This is a genomic window from Gordonia insulae (assembly GCF_003855095.1).
In the GTDB taxonomy this organism is placed as follows: domain Bacteria; phylum Actinomycetota; class Actinomycetes; order Mycobacteriales; family Mycobacteriaceae; genus Gordonia; species Gordonia insulae.
Window position 1 is genome coordinate 2802851 of record NZ_CP033972.1, and the last position, 18167, is coordinate 2821017.

General features: G+C 67.5%; 17 protein-coding genes. 6 read left to right on the forward strand and 11 right to left on the reverse strand.

What is annotated here, in order from left to right:
* From D7316_RS12775 to D7316_RS12800, 6 genes are all read right to left on the reverse strand, one after another.
* Positions 1 to 1182, reverse strand: coding sequence for a lipid-transfer protein (locus tag D7316_RS12775; RefSeq protein WP_124708578.1), 1182 nt, complete (start codon positions 1180 to 1182; stop codon positions 1 to 3).
* A complete protein-coding gene (locus D7316_RS12780) occupies positions 1182 to 1595 on the reverse strand; it encodes a MaoC family dehydratase (protein ID WP_124708579.1) in 414 nt (137 codons plus the stop codon). The genes D7316_RS12775 and D7316_RS12780 overlap by 1 nt, the downstream gene beginning before the upstream one ends.
* Positions 1592 to 2602 (reverse strand): bifunctional MaoC family dehydratase N-terminal/OB-fold nucleic acid binding domain-containing protein, encoded by a 1011-nt coding sequence (locus D7316_RS12785; RefSeq protein WP_124708580.1) that lies wholly within the window; start codon positions 2600 to 2602, stop codon positions 1592 to 1594. Before D7316_RS12785 ends, D7316_RS12780 begins: the two co-directional genes overlap by 4 nt.
* 151 nt (positions 2603 to 2753) lie before the next feature.
* Complete coding sequence (locus tag D7316_RS12790; protein ID WP_124708581.1) at positions 2754 to 3917, reverse strand: acyl-CoA dehydrogenase family protein; 1164 nt, start codon at positions 3915 to 3917, stop codon at positions 2754 to 2756.
* Positions 3907 to 5049, reverse strand: coding sequence for an acyl-CoA dehydrogenase family protein (locus D7316_RS12795; RefSeq protein ID WP_124708582.1), 1143 nt, complete (start codon positions 5047 to 5049; stop codon positions 3907 to 3909). The genes D7316_RS12790 and D7316_RS12795 overlap by 11 nt, the downstream gene beginning before the upstream one ends.
* A 118-nt stretch (positions 5050 to 5167) precedes the next feature.
* A complete protein-coding gene (locus D7316_RS12800; protein WP_124708583.1) occupies positions 5168 to 7351 on the reverse strand; it encodes an acyl-CoA dehydrogenase in 2184 nt (727 codons plus the stop codon).
* A 120-nt stretch (positions 7352 to 7471) separates the two neighbouring features.
* Here D7316_RS12800 and kstR point away from each other — a divergent pair, with 120 nt between their 5' ends.
* Entirely contained in the window at positions 7472 to 8134 is a 663-nt protein-coding gene (kstR, locus tag D7316_RS12805) for a cholesterol catabolism transcriptional regulator KstR (protein ID WP_124708584.1), read from the forward strand.
* A gap of 18 nt (positions 8135 to 8152) precedes the next feature.
* On the opposite strand, the gene D7316_RS12810 is transcribed toward kstR, so the two are convergent.
* A complete protein-coding gene (locus tag D7316_RS12810) occupies positions 8153 to 9157 on the reverse strand; it encodes an alpha/beta hydrolase (protein ID WP_124711307.1) in 1005 nt (334 codons plus the stop codon).
* A 132-nt stretch (positions 9158 to 9289) separates the two neighbouring features.
* The gene (locus D7316_RS12815; RefSeq protein WP_124708585.1) at positions 9290 to 9931 is read right to left on the reverse strand and encodes an acyl-CoA-like ligand-binding transcription factor; all 642 of its coding nucleotides are present in this window, start codon (positions 9929 to 9931) and stop codon (positions 9290 to 9292) included.
* Between the two features lie 123 nt (positions 9932 to 10054).
* Here D7316_RS12815 and D7316_RS12820 point away from each other — a divergent pair, with 123 nt between their 5' ends.
* From D7316_RS12820 to D7316_RS12830, 3 genes are all read left to right on the forward strand, one after another.
* Positions 10055 to 10882: a mycofactocin-coupled SDR family oxidoreductase gene (locus D7316_RS12820; RefSeq protein ID WP_124711308.1), complete on the forward strand. Its 828-nt coding sequence runs from the start codon at positions 10055 to 10057 to the stop codon at positions 10880 to 10882.
* Between the two features lie 25 nt (positions 10883 to 10907).
* Positions 10908 to 11843: an AAA family ATPase gene (locus tag D7316_RS12825; RefSeq protein WP_124711309.1), complete on the forward strand. Its 936-nt coding sequence runs from the start codon at positions 10908 to 10910 to the stop codon at positions 11841 to 11843.
* A 63-nt stretch (positions 11844 to 11906) separates the two neighbouring features.
* A complete protein-coding gene (locus tag D7316_RS12830) occupies positions 11907 to 12833 on the forward strand; it encodes a vWA domain-containing protein (RefSeq protein ID WP_124711310.1) in 927 nt (308 codons plus the stop codon).
* 65 nt (positions 12834 to 12898) lie between these two features.
* Here D7316_RS12830 and D7316_RS12835 read toward each other — a convergent pair whose 3' ends face one another.
* The 3 genes from D7316_RS12835 to D7316_RS12845 all read right to left on the reverse strand — a co-directional run bounded on the left by D7316_RS12835 (position 12899) and on the right by D7316_RS12845 (position 15316).
* A complete protein-coding gene (locus tag D7316_RS12835) occupies positions 12899 to 13675 on the reverse strand; it encodes an enoyl-CoA hydratase (protein ID WP_124708586.1) in 777 nt (258 codons plus the stop codon).
* Positions 13668 to 14765: an enoyl-CoA hydratase/isomerase family protein gene (locus D7316_RS12840; protein WP_124708587.1), complete on the reverse strand. Its 1098-nt coding sequence runs from the start codon at positions 14763 to 14765 to the stop codon at positions 13668 to 13670. The genes D7316_RS12835 and D7316_RS12840 overlap by 8 nt, the downstream gene beginning before the upstream one ends.
* A gap of 98 nt (positions 14766 to 14863) precedes the next feature.
* The gene (locus D7316_RS12845) at positions 14864 to 15316 is read right to left on the reverse strand and encodes a MaoC/PaaZ C-terminal domain-containing protein (protein WP_124708588.1); all 453 of its coding nucleotides are present in this window, start codon (positions 15314 to 15316) and stop codon (positions 14864 to 14866) included.
* A 190-nt stretch (positions 15317 to 15506) separates the two neighbouring features.
* Here D7316_RS12845 and styD point away from each other — a divergent pair, with 190 nt between their 5' ends.
* Positions 15507 to 16994, forward strand: coding sequence for a phenylacetaldehyde dehydrogenase StyD (gene styD, locus D7316_RS12850; RefSeq protein ID WP_124708589.1), 1488 nt, complete (start codon positions 15507 to 15509; stop codon positions 16992 to 16994).
* 28 nt (positions 16995 to 17022) lie between these two features.
* Positions 17023 to 18135: an NDMA-dependent alcohol dehydrogenase gene (locus D7316_RS12855; protein WP_124708590.1), complete on the forward strand. Its 1113-nt coding sequence runs from the start codon at positions 17023 to 17025 to the stop codon at positions 18133 to 18135.
* The last annotated feature ends 32 nt before the right edge of the window (positions 18136 to 18167 follow it).

The window sequence follows — 18167 nt, forward strand, 5'->3', positions numbered from 1 at the left end:
TTAATGGCTGGACTGTGTGAGAACCAAGCCGCTGGTGGGGACCCCCGTACCCGCGGTGACGACAACCTTCTCGGCATTCTCGACCTGGTTGACCGAGTCGCCGCGGATCTGTCGGACGGCCTCGGCGATCCCGTTCATGCCGTGGATGTAGGCCTCGCCGAGCTGACCACCGTGCGTGTTGAGCGGGAGGCGGCCACCCACCTCGAGTGCACCGGGCTCGCGAACGAAGTCCTTGGCCTCACCCCGACCACAGAAGCCGAGTTCCTCCAACTGCATCAGCGTGTACGGCGTGAAATGGTCGTAGAGGATCGCCAGATCCATGTCGGCGGGACCGAGTCCGGACTGCTGCCAGAGCTGACGACCCACGAGTCCCATCTCCGGCAGCCCGGCGAGGTCGTCGCGGTAGTAGCTGGACATGATGAACTGGTCGTCGGCGCTGCCCGCGGCCGCTCCCGCGATGACCGCGGGGCGGTGTGGCAGATCGCGGGCCCGTTCGGCGGACACCACGACGATCGCGACGCCGCCGTCGGATTCCTGACAACAGTCGAGCAGATGCAGCGGCTCGGCGATGTAGCGGGACGACTGGTGATCGTCCAGGGTGATCGGCTTGCCGTGGAAGAACGCGTTGGGGTTGACCGCGGCATGCTTGCGGTCGACGACGGCGATGCGTCCGAAATCCTCACTGCTGACGCCATACTCGTGCATGTATCGTTGTGCGACCATGGCCACGAAGGCCGCCGGGGTGGACAGACCGTGTGGATAGGAGAAGGCGTTGTCGGTGCCCGACGAGTTCTCCTGATTGGCGACGGCGCTGTTGACCTGACCGAAGCGCAGCCCGGACCGCTCGTTGAAGGCGCGATAGGCGACGACGACGTCGGCGACACCGGTGGCGACCGCCATCGCGGCCTGCTGCACGGTGGCGCACGCGGCGCCGCCACCGTAATGGATACGGGAGAAGTAGGTCATCTCCTTGATGCCGACCGCACGGGCCACCGCGATCTCGGCGTTGGTGTCCATCGTGAACGAGACCAGGCCGTCGACGTCGGCGGGGGTCAGCCCGGCGTCCGCCACCGCCGCGGACACGGCCTCGGCGGCCAGCCGCAACTCGCTGCGCCCAGAATCCTTGGAGAACTCCGTGGCGCCGATCCCGGCGATCGCCGCCTTCCCCGACAGCGCCGCCATCACTGCCCTCCGCCGATGGTCAGGGTGACCGTGGAGATCACGTGCTTGCCCAGGGAATTGGTACCGGTCACCGCAACGGTGACGACACCGTCGGTGACGTCGGTGACCTCGCCGGTGAAGGTCACCGAATCGTACGCGTACCAGGGGACGCCGAGCTTCAGGTTGATCGACCGGATGCGTGCGGTCGCGCCGGCCCAGTCGGTGACGAACCGTTCGACAAGGCCGGTGTCGGTGAGGATGTTGACGAAGATGTCCTTGGACCCCTTGGCCTGCGCGAGATCCCGGTCGTGGTGCACGTCCTGGAAGTCCCGGGTGGCCAGCGCCGTCGACACGACGAACGTCGGCGTCGCATCGATCGTCAGCGGCGGCAGCGTATCCGACACACGAACCGGTTGTGGCGCAAGTGCTGTCACTTCTCCCCCTCCTCGTGGGCGGGCTTCCACGCGTACAGTGTCCAGGCATCGGTGCCGGCGTCGTCGTCGGCCGGAAAGTCCAGGAACGTCACCTCGACCGGTAGCCCGATCCGCACCTGATCGGGTGCGATGTCACGTAGTTCACCGAGCATGCGAACACCTTCGTCGAGCTCGACGAGGGCGACGACGAACGGCAGCTGCCGGCCCGGCACCTTCGGCGCATGATGGACGACGAAGCTGAACACGGTGCCGCGACCCGACGCGACGATGTAATCGGTCTGCGGCACAACACCATCGGAGTCGCGTGGCTTCCAGATCGCCGGAATCGGAGGGTGCCGCAGTGTGCCGTCCTCCACCTGCTGGACGCGCAGTTCATGCCCGGCGACGCCATCCCAGAAGAACGCCGTGTCGCGCGAGACGCTGGGCTTGAGCATGCGGGTGGGGTCGAGATCGTCGGGGAGGCCCGACGCCTCGCCGGTCGTCGCGACCTCTTTCGCCGGTGGCCGGAACTTGAGGATGCGGAAGGACATCTCCGCGACCACCTCGTCCTCGACCGACCAGATGTTGCGGGTGGTGAAGAACCAGCCCTCGCCGAGTGCGGTGTTCTTGGGCCCCACCACGTCGATGAGTTCGGCGGACAGATTCACCGTCTCACCGGGCTCGGTGTAGCGGTGGTAGACGGTGTCGCAGTTGGTCGCGACCACCGAGGTGTAGCCGGCGTCGTCGAGGAGTTCGGTGGCGCGGCCCAGCGGGTCGTCGTCGGTCCGCTGACCGTGCAACCCGCGCATCGTCCAGACCTGCGCCATGGCCGGTGGTGCGACGACACCCGCGTGACCCGCTGCGCGCGCGGCAGATTCGTCGACGTAGATGGGGTTCTCGTCGCCCATCGCCTCGACCCAGTTGTTGATCATCGGCTGATTGATCGGATCGCGACCGGTGACGGGCGCACTACGGCCGGCTGCCTTGATGGCCTCGGCGCCGGCGCGGATGTCGGTTGCGTTGGTCATCTGATCCCCTCGTCGGCGGGAGTGGTCTCGATACGCCCCTCGCCTAGCGGCTCGTGGCTACTCGACCAACGGGACAAGGGTGCCTTCACCGCTGGTCGAGTAGCCGACGAGCGGCAGCGAGGAGGCGTATCGAGACCACTCTCCCCGACCCTCATCGTTTCGCCCTCGGCAATCCGAGACCGGCGGTCGCGATCATGTCGCGCATCACCTCGTTGACCCCGCCGCCGAAGGTGATCACCACGTTGCGCTTCTGCTGGACGTCGAGCCATTCCACCAGGGCCGCGGTCTCCGGATCGGTGAAATCGCCGTAGCGCCCGACGATCTCGTTGATGAGCCGGCACACACGCTGCAACCGCTCGGTGGCGAACACCTTGGTCGCCGCCGCATCGGCCATCGAGATGGCCTCACCGGTCGACGCCACCTGCCAGTTCAGCAACTCGTTGATCCGCGCATAGGCCTCGATCTCGGCGAGTGCGCGGCGGACGTCGGGATGCTTGGCGATCACCGTGCCGTCGGAGCCGGGTTGCCCGGCCCACGCCCGGACTCGCGCGGCGAGGCCGTCGATCCTTCCGGCCGGGCCCAGCATGACCCTCTCGTGGTTGAGCTGAGTCGTGATCAGCTTCCAACCGTCACCCTCGTTGCCCACACGCATCGACACCGGCACGCGGACATCGTTGTAGTAGGTCGCATTGACGTGATGGGCACCGTCGGCGGTGATGATCGGGGTCCAGCTGAAGCCGGGATCAGTGGTGTCGACGATCAGGATCGAGATGCCCTTGTGCTTAGGCACGTCCTTGTCGGTACGCACGGCCAGCCAGATGTAGTCGGCGTCGTGAGCACCGGTGGTGAAGATCTTCTGGCCGTTCACCACGTAATGGTCACCGTCGAGAACGGCACTCGTGGTCAGCGACGCCAGATCGGTGCCCGCCTCGGGTTCGGTGTAGCCGATCGCGAAGTGGACCTCTCCGGCCAGGATGTCCGGCAGGAATTTCCGCTTGAGTTCGTCGGTGCCGTGCTGTTGCAGTGTGGGGCCGACGGTCTGCAACGTCACCGCGGGCAGCGGGATGTCGGCGCGGACGGCCTCGTTGGTGAAGATCTGCTGTTCGATCTCACCGAAACCCTTGCCGCCGTATTCCTTCGGCCAGCCGACCCCGAGCCGTCCGTCCTTGCCCATCTGCCGGATCACCTTGCGATAGGTCTCGCCGTGACGCTCGGTCAGCATGACCTCGACGTCTTCCGGGCTGACCAGGTTCGCGAAGTAGTCACGGAACTCGGCGCGCAGCGCCTTCTGCTCAGGGGTGAGATCAATGAACATCTGTTGCCTGCGCTTTCGGGTCGATACTCGTTTCCCGTCGCTGCGCCCGCCCCTGCCGCGCGTCGGAATCGTCGGCGATCTCGTCGAGACGGGCGTCGGTCCCCCCGATGAGCCGCGCGAGATCCTTGGCGATGGAGAAGTAGCGGTGTAGCGGGTAGGTGACGTCGACGCCGATCCCGCCGTGCAGGTGGGTCATCGTCCGGAGTGTCGCCGGGATCTCCGCGGCCAGCCAGTACCCGGCGATGCCGAGATCCTGTGTGGCATCGAGGCCTTCGGTCATCCGCCAGGCGGCCGCGGTGGTCGCCAGGTTCATCGAACGCCCGATGACATAGATGTCGGCGAGTTGCTGCCCGACGGCTTGGAAGAGTGCGATCGGCTTGCCGAACTGTTCGCGCCCGGTGACATGGTCGGCGGTGAGCCGGGTCGCGCCGGCGACCAGGCCGTCCGCGTACGCCGACAACACGAGACGGTAGCGGTCACGCAGGGTCGCGGCGTCGGTGGACAGGAAGTCGGATTCGTCGACGGCGACCCCGTCGAACCGCACCGTGTACTCACCCCATCCACTCGACGACGGCGTGCGGACGATGCTGATGCCCGGGGTGTCGGTCGCCACGATCACGACGCCCCCGTCGGTCGTCACTACCAGCGCCGCGGATCCCTCGGCGTGCAGCACCCCGGTCTTGGTGCCGGTCAGCGTGCCGCCGCGAACGGTCGTATGGGGTGTGAGGGTCAGCGTGTCGCCCTGCTCACCGAGGGCGACCGCGTGCCATGCGCCCGCGCCGAGACCGCGACCCAATTTCGCACGGGCGTCGGCGGGCGCGTCACGCAGGGTCAGGGCCGACGCCAGTGTGCCGAGGGCAGGTGTCACCGCCGCCGACTCCCCCATGCGTCGCAGCAACGGCAGCAGATCGACGACCGCGACGTCGTCGCCGTCGAGATCGGCCGGCAACGGCAGGGCCATCAGCCCCGAATCGGTGATCGAACGCCAGAGGACGTCGTCGAACGCGCCGGGAGATCCCGTCCCGAGTCCCCGCTGCCCGAACTTGGTCTCCCAGTCCGGTTGATGTCGTGCGAACACCTCTGCGGCGGCGTCCCGAACCGCGACCGCCGTGTCGTCGAGGGCAAAGTCCACCCCACTGCCTCCTTGCGACAATTAGAACCTGTTCTAGTTGTATCAGACCGGCCCGCAGCTGTGGACCGTATGGGTCCTCAACTGCCGATTCGTCATCCGATCACCACGTCCGGCGCCGTCAGCCACGGGGCAAACCGAGAATGCGTTCCGCTGCCGCGGTGCGCAGGATCTGGGTGGTGCCGCCGGCGATGGACAGGCACCGGTTCTGCAGGAACCCGTCGGACGAGTCACCGGCCGCCACCCCGTCGACCCCGAGCAGATCGAGCGCGAATTCGGGAACGGCCTGACGATGTCGGACCCCGATGAGTTTGCGGACACTGGACAGGGCCCCCGGATCGTGACCGGCCAACCGTCGGGTCACCGACCGGGCATCAACGACACGACCGACGTGCGCGTCGGCGACGAGCGTCCCGAGGTCCGCCAGCTCACCGGACTCCAACGCCCTCGGCATCTGCTCGATCTGTCGCAGCAGCGCCTCCATCTCCTTGCCGAGGCCGGAACCGCCCATCGCGACACGCTCGTTGGCAAGGGTGGTGCGGGCGAGGCGCCAGCCACCGTTGATCTCGCCGACCACACAGTCGTCGGGGACCACCACGCCGTCGAGGAAGACCTCGTTGAAGTTGGCCCGTCCGGTGAGTTCGCGCAGCGGCCGGATATCGATGCCCGGCGAACTCATGTCGATGAGGAAGTACGTGATGCCCTTGTGCTTCGGTGCGTCCGTGTCGGTGCGCGCGAGACAGACCCCCCAGGTCGCGTTGTGCGCCTGCGAGGTCCAGATCTTCTGTCCCTGCAGCTGCCAACCGCCGTCGACACGCGTCGCCTTGGTTCGCAGTGCCGCGAGATCGGATCCCGCCTCAGGCTCGCTGAACAGCTGGCACCACACGGTCTCACCGAGCAGCGTCGGCGTCACGAAGCGTTCGCGCTGGGCGTCCGTGCCGTGTTCCAGGATGGTGGGAATGGCCCAGGCACCGATCACCAGGTCGGGCCGGACGACCCCGGCGCGGTCGAGTTCTCCGTCGATGAGCAGTTGCAGCGCCGGTTCGGCCGCGAGGCCGTAGGGCCGCGGCCAATGCGGCATCAGAAGGCCCGACTCGGCGAGTACGCCGCGCTGCGCGACCTCGTCGGTTGCCGCGACCGCCGCGACCGCATCGCGGATCTCGGTCCGCCGGTCCTCGACGGCGGACAGGTCGATCTCGAATTCTCGGCGCGCACCGCTGCGTCCGAGGTGGGCGAGTTCGCGCCGGGAGTGGTCGGCGCGGTCGAGCACCGATCGCGCCGTGGTCGCGGCGCGCAGGTACAGATGGGCGTCGTGCTCGAAGGTGAACCCGATGCCACCGAGTACCTGGATGCAGTCCTTGGCGTTGGCGACCGCGGCATCGGCCACGAGGATCTCGGCGGCCAGACGACTGATGGCGAGCTGATCGCGCGCATGGCCGGAGTCGGCCGCGGCGAGCACCTCGTCGACGGCGTGCGCCACATCCCACGCGACCGCGGTGAGTTCCTCACTGCGGCAGAGCATGTCCGCACAGATGTGTTTGATCGCCTGGAACGAGCCGATCGGCGCACCGAACTGCGTGCGCACCTTCGCGTAGTCGACCGCGGTGTTCAGCGCCCAGCGGGCCACGCCGCTCTGGTAGGCGGCGAGCGTCGCCGAGAGCACCCCAGTCACCAGCGGACCGTCGTCGAGCGCGACGAGCTGCGACGGATCGATCCCGGTCACCCGTACGTGCGACACCGATTCGGTGCCGCTGATCGATCCCTGCGGCGCGACGTCGAATGCCCCGACCCCCGGCGGCACGATCCACCAATCGCCGGCACGACCGTCGACCCGCAACGGCACCAGTAGGGCACATCCCTCGACGAACCCCGGTACGAGACCCAGGTCGATCCCGTCGTCCACCAGCTCGAAGGGTCCGGTGCGCGCGTACGCGGCGGCGGGGACCGTGGCCGCGAGTTCGCCGGCGGCGAGGCGTCCGAGGATCTCGCCGGCCCGATCGTCCGCGCACCGTGTGAGCCCGATGGCGGCGGCCACGATGGGACCGATGGGACCGGGCACCAGGTTGTACCCGCATTGCTCGACCATCGCCGCGACATCGGTGAAGGTGGCGCCGAAGCCGCCGTGCTCCTCCGGCAGTGCGCCCGCGAAGACGCCGAACTCGGCCAACTGGGGCAGGAGTCCGGTCCACTGGTCCCGCGGCTTGTCGATGTCCGCGCGTACCAGATCGGTGGTCTGGACGGTCTGCGCCCAGGTTTCGATCGCGTTGCAAACAGCGATCTGTTCAGTAGACGTGGCGATTGTCACGTGATTCCTCTGTATGTCAGGTTGTGACGGGCAATTAGAACCTGTTCTAATATGCCATGGGTGGTTGCCGTCCGGTAGGCACCCCGTGGACCACCGATCAGTGAGGATGTCTTCGAGCACATGGCACGACCTGCACCGGCAAACGCCTCCGTCGAGTCGACGGCGGACTCCGCCCCGACGGCCGGCACGGCGTCGGTGGGGACCGAATCCGGCTCGGCCGCTCAGCGTGAGCGGCGGCGCCGAATCCTCGACGCCACCCTCGCCCTGGCCTCCAAGGGCGGTTACGACGCCGTGCAGATGCGCACAGTCGCCGACAAGGCCGACGTCGCCGTCGGAACCCTCTACCGCTACTTCCCGTCCAAGGTGCACCTGCTGGTCACCTCGCTGGCCCGCGAACTCGGACGAGTCGAATCACGGGTCGATCGCTCACAGCTACGTGGCGACAACGCCGTCGAGCGGCTGCGCCACGTCCTCGACATGATCACCTACGCCATGCAGCGCGATCCCCTCCTCACCGAGGCGATGACGCGAGCGTTCATGTTCGCCGACGCCTCGGCGACTGCCGAGGTGGATCAGGTGGCCGGGATCATCGACCGACTGCTGGCCGGTGCCATGGTCGACGACGGTGAGCCCACCGAGGAAGACCTCGCGGTAGCGCGGGTACTGGCCGATGTCTGGATGTCGAATCTGGTGCAGTGGCTGACCCGACGGGCGTCGGCCACCGACGTCACCAATCGCCTCGAACTGACCGTGCGTCTCCTGCTCAAGGATCGCACCAACTAGCTGTTCCCGATCGAAGGATCAGCGGCCCGCGGGCTTGGCGGCCTTCACCGCCGGGTTCAGATCTGCCGAGATCATCGGCCACGTGCGGCGGAGGTCGGACTCCCAGTACTCCCACGAGTGGGTTCCGTTGGGGCGGGTCATGACCCGCATCGGGACGCGCAGGCCACGCAGTCGGGACACCATCTGCTGGGTGCACGAGTTCACCGCGGCCTCGATGATGCCGCCGAGGACCACCTGGTTCGCCAGGGTCAGCGGATTGCCTTGGATCAAACGGGCTTCGGGCCGATCATAGGGTCCGGGCAGCCCGGTCCCGGACGTCATGTACACCTTGGTGCTACGCAGCTTCGCCGCGTTGACGAAGGGGTCGTTCGCCCGCCAGCCCGCACCACCGACCGGGCCCCACATGTTGGTGAGATCGCCCTGCCCGCGGTCGGCGACCACCATGCGAATGTAGGCCTGTCCCACCGGATCACTGGTGCGCGCGCATCCGCTGTAGGCGGCAACCGACCGGTAGAGGCGTGGTGCGGCGATCGCGAGATTGAGCACCGAGGTGCCGGCCATCGAGATACCGGCGATCGCATTGACCTTCGTCGTGCCGAACTCCTTGTCGATCAGGGGCGGCAGCTCCTTGGTCAGAAAGGTCTGCCACTTGTTGCGGCCCAGCACCGGGTCGTCGTGCTGCCAATCCGTGTAATACGAGAACGCGCCACCGATGGGCGTGACGACGTTGACGTTCTTGTCGGCGAAGAACTTCACGTAATCGGTCTTGGCCGCCCAGGTCGCGGAGTCCTCGCCACCACCGGCGCCGTTGAGGAGATAGAAGGTGGGCCGGGGTTTGCTGGTGTCACGCGGACGAAGAACGGTGATGGGGATCATCTTCCGCATCGCCGCCGAGTAGACGATGGCGGTGACCTGCTGCTTGTTGTCGTGAATGACCGTGTCGATCCGGGACACCGCCGGATCCGGTGTGGGCGCGGCCGAAGCGGCCGCCGAACCCAGCGTGAGCGCCACGGCGACCACCATCCCGGCACTGACCCACGCACCCCGACGACGACCTCTACGTGTGGTCACCACATCCCCTTCAGCCACATTTGTCACTTTTGTCACAAATGCTATCGGGCCGTCGCGACCACACCCAAGCCGAGAAGCGCCTTGTTAGGTGTTCGTGACGTTGGGTTCACGCGGAACCATGAGCGCGAACATCGGCCGCAGACAGTCGGCGAGGTCGGCGTCGGAATCGGCGAGCCACCGCTCGTGACCTGCCGAGGACGCCGAGAGAACCGCGTAGCCGACGGCCAGCGGGTACTCGTCGCCGGGTTCGCCGCCGGTGCGTCGGGCCACGAATTCCGCGACGACGCCGCGCCACTGTCGATAGACCGCGTTGGCGTGCGCCTGGACGGCAGGCGCATACAGGATCAGTTCCGCACGCTGGCGTGCCCACTCCACTTCGTCGCCGCCGTGGCTGATCGCCGAGATGAACGCCTCCGCGACCACGTCCACCGGATTCGTCGACGGCGACGACGTCTCGATCATCTCGCGGAACTGTTCGAGTTCGGCATCCGATTCGACCCACACGACGTCGGCCTTGGTCGCGAAGTACCGGAAGAACGTCCGCCTGCTGACGCCGACTGCCGCGGCGATGTCCTCGACGCTCGTCTCGTCGAACCCGTCACGCAGAAACAGTCGCTGAGCAGCGACCGCGAGTTCGTGCGGGCTCGTACTGGCCGGCCGGCCACCGCGATCGACCGCGACCTCGGGACCGTCCCCGGATTCGGCGGCGGCACTGTCAGGACTCATGTGGACATCGTCTCATCGTGGTGTCGATACGCGCCCATAAGACACCCTGGCGTTGTGACACTGCGTGACATATCCTCGTTCTGAGACGTGGATCACAGGGTCGGGTCGAAGGGAATCAGCATCATGGGCAAGCTCGAGGGCAAGGTCGCCTTCATCACCGGCGCGGCGCGGGGTCAGGGCCGCAGTCATGCGATCCGACTGGCGCAGGAGGGCGCCGACATCATCGCCGTCGACGTCAGCGAACAGATCGCCACGGTCCCGTACGCCACCGCCCGCCCGGGCGATCTCGAGCAGACCGTCAAGGAGGTCGAGGCTCTCGATCGACGGATCATCGCGTCCGAGGTCGACGTCCGTGACCTCGCCGGCCTGAAGAAGGCCGCGGCCGACGGCGTGGCCGCGCTCGGCCGCATCGACATCGTCCTCGCCAACGCCGGCATCAGCACCATGTCGCCGACGCTCGAGATGGAGGAGGAGATGTGGGACGCGATGATCGACATCAACCTCACCGGAGCGTGGAAGACGGTGCGCGCGGCCGTCCCGTACATCGTCGAAGGCGGTCGCGGCGGCTCGGTGGTGCTCACCAGTTCATTGGCCGCGGTCATCTCCTACGAGAACATCGCGCACTACACCGCGGCCAAGCACGGACTGGTCGGCCTCATGCGAGTCCTGGCGAAAGAGCTCGGCCCGCAGAGTATTCGGGTGAACACCGTGCATCCGACGACCGTCGCCACCGACATGGTCCTCAACGATGCCACCTACCAGCTGTTCCGCCCGGACCTCACCGAGCCGACCCGCGCCGACTACGAGGAAGCCGCACGCGAGATGAATCGACTTCCCGTCGCGATGGTCGAGCCGGTCGACATCTCCAACGCCATCCTCTATCTCGTCTCCGACGACGGTCGGTACGTCACCGGCACGACCCACGTGGTCGACGCCGGTGGTCGGCTGTAAGCCCGTGACCCTCGACGAGACGACCATCAACGGCTCCATCGACCTCGCCGCGATCCGCACCCGGATCGCGGCGCAGGTGGTGGGTCGCGACCGCGAACTCGATCTGGTACTCGCCGCGGTTGCCGCCGGACGCGACCTCATCCTCGAGGGCCCGCCGGGTACCTCCAAGAGCACGCTGCTGCGGGCGATCACGGCGGAGTGGGGCATCCCGCTGGTCCTGGTCGAGGGCAATGCCGATCTGACACCGAGTCGTCTGGTCGGACACCACAATCCGTCACGCGTGCTGCGTGAGGACTACAGCGCCGACAACTTCGTCGACGGCCCACTGCTGGAGGCCATGCGCGTCGGCGGATTCCTCTACGTCGAGGAGTTCAACCGCGCCCCGGAGGACACCGTCGACGCATTGCTGACCGCCATGGCGGAACGGGTCATCACCGTGCCGCGGGTCGGCACGGTCGCCGCGCGGCCCACCTTCCGGGTCGTCGCCTCGATGAATCCTTATGACAACGTCGGCACCACCCGGCTGTCGACCTCGGTGCACGACCGCATGTGCCGTCTCGTGGTCGACTACCAGGACGCCACGGCAGAGCGTGAGATCGTCACGCGCCGAGCACAACCCACGCCGCCGCGAATCGTCGCCGACGCCGTGGCCGTCACCCGCGCGACCCGTGATCGGGAGGACATCCGGCAAGGGAGCAGCGTCCGCGGGGCGATCGACCTCGCGTTGGTGGTCGCCCAACTCTGCACCATGCGTGGTGTCACCGTGCCAGGCGGCGAGACGGTGGCACCACCCCGCGACCTGCCCACCGATTACACCACCGCGTTTCTCGACGCGATGATGGTCGCGCTGTCGGGTCGAATCCACCTCGACGACACCGCCTTCACCACCGCCGAGGGCATCCTCACCGAGATCTGGCAGGATCACTTCCTGCTCGGTCCGGCCGCCGCCGAGCCCGGTTGAAGAGTCATCGAGGCGGATTCGCCGGTGGCCCGGCACTCGCCGGGCAAGCGGCACGCCCGGACCATGCAACCCCTACGACGACGACCCAAGACTCTCGAGGAGCAACCGGACCTGCTCGTCGCCTCGTCGTCGAGCGGGGGGTTCGTCATCGCCGGCAGCCAACGCCGCACGACCGGCGCGGCCGTACCGCCCGGCGGATCGGGACCGCCGTCGGTCACCGACGAGACAGGCGAACTGGACTCGGAGGCAGATGCACGGGTCGTCGACGAGGTCGCCAGACAGCGCGCACGCCGGATCGCACGCAAACTTGCTCTCGCGCAGATACTCCGGACTCGCGAGGCGCCGCGCGCCGCCACCGGCGCCCTGGTGACGCGACGGTGGCGCGGCGATTCCGATGAGATCGACCTCGACGCAACGCTCGAGGCCGTCGCCGCGAACCCGTTGCCGACCGACGACGACATCCTTGTGCGGCAACGTGTTCGACGACGGCGGTCGATCGTCCTCGTGGCGGACATCTCCGGGTCTGCGCGTGGCGAGCAGGTCCGAACGGCGGCCGCCACCGTCGGCGCCCTGGTGGGTGAGCTGAGCCGGGACGCCGTGGCCGTCATCGCCTTCTGGTCGGATGCGGCGCTGCTCTCGCCCCTGGGTCGGCCCGTCGAGCCGGACCAGGTCGTCGATCAGCTCCTCACGTTGCCGTCCCAGGGACTGACCAACGTGGGGTTCGCGCTGTCCGTCGCGGCCGACCAATTGCGCGGGACCCCCGCGGCCGACTCCCGCGTGCTGTTACTCAGCGACTGCGTGCACAACGCGGGACCCGATCCGCGGACCGTCGCCGCGACGGTCCCCCGTCTCGACGTCCTGCTCGACGTCTCGGGTGAGCACGACACCGACCTCGGGCGCGACCTGGCCCAGGTCGGCCACGGTCGCTGCATCCCGATCCGGACCGATCACGATGTCGCGCCCGCGTTGCGGCGGATCTTCGCGCCCTGAGGAGCGGTGCGCGCCGGACACTGTGTGGAGAGCATGCGCCGCGCTCACTCCCCACAGACCGGAACTCAGCTGTGCGTGAACGTCGGGTCCCGCTTCTCGACGAACGCGGCCATGCCCTCGGTCTGGTCGTCGGTGGCAAAGGTCGAGTAGAACAGCGCGCGCTCGGCGCGAATCCCTTCGGCCAGAGCGGACTCGAAGGCTCGGTTGACCGCGTCCTTGGCCAGCGACGCCGCGATGAAGGATTTCGACGCGATCGTCGCGGCGACCTCCTTGGCCGTCGTGAGGCAGTCCTCGGCCGGCACCACGCGCGACACCAGACCGAGCTTGTCGGCCTCATCGACCTTCATGTTCCGGCCGGTGAGGATCATGTCCATGGCCTTGGCCTTGCCGACAGCACGCGTGAGTCGTTGTGAGCCACCGATTCCCGGGATCACGCCGAGATTGATCTCGGGCTGCCCGAAGACGGCGTTGTCGCCGGCGATGAGGATGTCACAGATCATCGCCAGCTCGCAGCCACCGCCGAGCGCATATCCGGTGACAGCGGCGACGACGGGCGTGCGCAGTCGAGAAAGGTCGTCCCACGCACCGAAGAACTGTTCGGAGATGACGTCGCTGTAGGTCTTGGACGACATCTCCTTGATGTCGGCGCCGGCGGCGAACGCACGCTCCGATCCGGTGATGACGATCGCGCCGATCCCCGGGTCCTTGTCGAACTCGGTTGCGGCGCCGACGACCTCGGTCATCACAGTGGTGTTCAACGCGTTGAGCGCCTTGGGCCGGTTCAGTGTGATGACACCGACCCGCCCGTCGCGCTCGACGATGATCGTCTCGTGATCAGACACTCGAATCCTCCTGTGGTGCAGCGTTGATGGTCAGCTCCAGATCATCCGGGAGCGGTGCGAAGTAGGCATCGACCTCGGCCGTCGGGACGTCGCGGTGCTCGGCGTGGCGCCACGACGGGGTGCGGTCCTTGTCGATGACCTGGGCACGAATCCCCTCGGCCATGTCCGGATGCAGCAGGCTGCGCAACGACACGCGGTACTCACGCTGGAGCGTCTCGGCCAGGGTGGGCTTCTCGTCACGCAGCGAGCGGAGTGTGACTGCCAGGGCCGTCGGGCTCTTCGCCGCGATCGAGGCGGCGGTCTTGTCGGCCTCCTCGGTGCCGACCGCACGGCAACGCTCGATGATCTCGGCCACCGTGTCGGCCGCGAACGCATCACGAATCCAGTCGCGTCGGCCTTCGACCGCGGACTCCGGCGGCTCCTGCGCATACTTCGCCAGGGCGTCTGCCGGTCCCGTCTCGCCGACGGTCCGCAGGAATGCGTCCAGGTCGTCGGCGGCGACGAAGTGATCGGCCAGGCCGAGCGCGAGTGCATCGGCGCCCGACAGGTGTGTCGCGGTGAGTCCGGCGTACACACCCAGATTGTCCGGGACCCGGGCGAGCAGATGGGTGCCACCGACGTCGGGCACGAAGCCGATTCCGACCTCGGGCATCGCGAGGCGCGTGCGGTCGGTGACGACGCGGGTGTTGGCGTGGGCGGAGATCCCGACGCCACCACCCATGACGATGCCGTCCATGATGGCGATGTACGGCTTCGGGTACCGCGCGATGTCGGCGTTGAGGCGGTACTCGTCGGCCCAGAAGAGGGCGGAGGCGCACGCGGCCGCCTCGTCATCACCGGCGTTCGAACCGCTCAGAGCGGAGGCATCGCGGTGGATGGCGACGATGTCGCCACCGGCACAGAGCCCGCGCTCACCGGCACCGACGAGCACGACGGCGTTCACGTCACGCTCGGCGGCCCAGCCGCGTAGCAGTTCGTCCATCGCGGTGACCATCGGGTGGTCGAGCGCGTTGATCGACTTGGGACGGTTCAATGTCAGGGTCGCGACCCCGGCGTCGACCGCAGACAGCACAGATGGTTCGACCGTCATGACCTGGTCTCCTCGCACGATTGTCCGGTTACGTCACCGATAGTTGCATATCCTAGTAAAGGAGTACAGAGGGCGCCCCGTCGCCCCATCGCGACCGATCAGGGACGGGTCCGGACGAGCACCTCGATGACGGTGGTCAGCACCGTGCGCTCATCCTGATGCTCCAGCGCACCGGTCGCCGTCACCAGCGCGCGGCCCCGGTGGTCGACGACGATGTCGTCGATGGTCATCGAGCCGGTGAGGGTGTCCCCCGGGCGCACGGGCCGACGGAACTCGACGTCGACGAGCCGTCGGCCCGCGATCACCTGCCAGTCACCGAATGCACCCTGTACCGCGAGCCGCTGGAAGATCGCCAGGGTGTGGATGCCGCTGGCGATCAAACCGCCGAACGCACCGCTCGCCGCCGCCGCGGCGTCGACGTGGAAGCTCTGCGGATCCCACTGCCGCGCGAAGTCGACGAGTTCGTCCTCGCTGACGAAGTACGAGCCGAGCGGGTACACGTGTCCGATCCGGAGGTCATCGGCGTAGGCGGGGCGCGGGGTCTCGTTCACAGTTCGAAGGCTATCCGCAGGCGATGACACCAGGGGTCGGGGTGGCCGACGCCCCGGCCCGACCCGTGCGCGATCCGACAAGGATTCATGCGCATCCGTGCAAGTATCCGCGGTCCCTGGTGCCCAGACTTGCGGCAGCGGTCACAACCGAGCGTCGTGACCGATCTGTACCTCTGAGGCAAGGAGAACCATGACTGCGGTAGATGACACGAGGGTGGCTGCGGCACTGCCGGATTCGACGGCGACAGAACTCTTCGTCGACGGACGGTGGCGTGCCGCCGCCGGGGGCGCGAGCTTCAATGACCTCAACCCGGCGACCGAGGAGTTGCTCGCGACGGTCGCCGCCGCCACCGCATCCGACGTCGACGACGCGGTGCGATCCGCCCGGAGGGCACTGTCGGGTGAGTGGGCGGCGATGCCCGGGGCCGTGCGGGGCAAGATCCTCAACGCGGTCGCCGATCTCATCGAACGCGACGGGGATCTGCTCGCCCGTCTCGAGGCCCTCGACATCGGCAAGCCGGTCGGCCAGCCCTCGATGCTCGACATCCCCAACGCAGCAGCCACTTTCCGGCATTTCGCGGGCTGGGCGGACAAGATCACCGGTCAGACAATCCCCACGGCCGGCTACTTTGGTCAGCCCACCCACTCCTACACGGTGCGTGAGCCGGTGGGCGTCATCGGCGCGATCATCCCGTGGAACACCCCGCTGATGATCACCGCGTGGAAGCTGGCCCCCGCCTTGGCCGCCGGCAACACCGTCGTGGTCAAGCCACCGGAGGACGCCCCGCTGTCCATCCTGCATCTGGGCCGGCTCCTGCAGGAGGCCGGCGTACCCGATGGTGTGGTCAACATCGTGCCCGGGCTCGGCGATGTGGCCGGGGAAGCCCTGGTGACCCACCCGGACGTGGACAAGATCAGCTTCACCGGATCCCCACGCGTCGGCCGGCACATCGCCAAGGCCGCGGCCGACACCTTCAAACGCACGACCCTGGAGCTGGGTGGCAAGTCACCCCAGATCATCCTCGCCGACGCCGACGTCGAGGCGGCCGTCAACGGAACCGCCATGGGGCTGTTCTTCAACCAGGGCGAGGTGTGCGCCGCCGGCACCCGAGTGCTCGTGCACCGGTCGCTCTACGACCAGGTGGTCGAGGGTCTGGCCGCGGCAGCGAGCGCGCAGGTCCTCGGCGATCCGCTGGATCCGGGCACCACGATGGGCGCCCTGGTCAATGCCAAGCAGCGCGACACCGTGCTGGAGTACATCGCGGCGGGCACCCGCGAGGGTGCACGCATCGTCGCCGGTGGCGAGAAGGGTTCCGGCACCGGCTTCTTCGTGCAGCCGACGATCTTCGCCGATGCGACCAACGAGATGACCATCGCCCGCGAGGAGATCTTCGGCCCCGTCGGCACGGTCATCCCGTTCGACGACGTCGACGACGCCATCCGGATCGCCAACGACACCGATTACGGTCTCGCCGCGAGCATCTGGACCCGCGACGTCTCCTTCGCCCATTCGCTGGCGTCGAAGGTCCGCGCGGGTGCTGTGTGGATCAACGGATGGGCCGCGATCGATCCCGCCCTGCCGTGGGGCGGCATGAAGACCAGCGGTGTCGGCCGCGAACTCGGCTGGGCCGGGATCGTCGCCAACACCGAGGAGAAGGTCGTCACCGTCGTCCTCTGACGGTGACCACGAGAAGGAGACACGAATCATGAAGACCCAAGCAGCAGTTCTGTGGGAGCCCGGTCAGTCCTGGCAGATCGAGGAACTAGTCCTCGACGCCCCGAAGTACGGTGAGGTGAAGGTCGAGCTGGCCGCGTCCGGCATGTGCCATTCGGACGAGCACGTCCGCGACGGCAGCGTCCCGGTCGGGATGTACCCCTACATCGGCGGGCACGAGGGCGCCGGTGTGGTCACCGAGATCGGCCGGGGTGTGACGACCGTCGAGGTCGGCGACCATGTGGCACTCGGGTTCATCCCGGCGTGCGGTCGGTGCCCGTCGTGCGCGACCGGCAGGTCCAGCATCTGTGACCTCGGTGCGAATCTCCTTGCCGGCGTGCAGCTCTCCGACGGCACCGCTCGGCATCACGTGAACGGACAGGATGCCGGACTGATGTGCCTGCTCGGCACCTTCGCCCCGGTCACCGTGGTGAACGAGGCGTCGTGCGTCAAGCTCACGAAGGACATCCCGCTGGACAAGGCGGCACTGGTCGGCTGCGGCGTCACGACCGGATGGGGTTCGTCGGTCTATGCGGCGGAGGTGTCAGCCGGCGAGACGGTCGTCGTCCTCGGTATGGGTGGTGTCGGGTGTGGCGCCGTCCAGGGAGCCGCGCTGGCCGGCGCCCGGCACGTCGTGCTCGTCGATCCGTCTCCGTTCAAACGCGATCAGGCCAAGGTGTTCGGGGCGACCCATGCCGTGGCCTCGATCGACGAGGCGCTCGCACTGCTGCAGGACATCACCTGGGGACAGCTCGCCGATAAAGTGCTCATCACCGTCGACGTCGCCGACGGTGCACTCATCGCGCCGGCGATGAGCCTGGTCGCGAAAGGTGGTATCTGCGTGCAGGTCTCGGTCGGTGATCTGACCCAGACCGACGTGAGCCTGAGCCTGTTCGACCTCACCGCCATGCGCAAGACACTCAAGGGGGCTTGGTTCGGCAACGCCAACATCCGTTTCGACATCCCCCACCTGCTGCGTCTGTACATGGAGGGCCATCTCAAGCTCGACGAGATGATCACCCGCACCTACACGCTCGATCAGGTGAACGAGGGGTACGAGGCGATGCGCAAGGCGGAGAACGTCCGCGGCGTGATCATGTACTGATATCGCTCAGGGACGTCCACGACCACGTGACG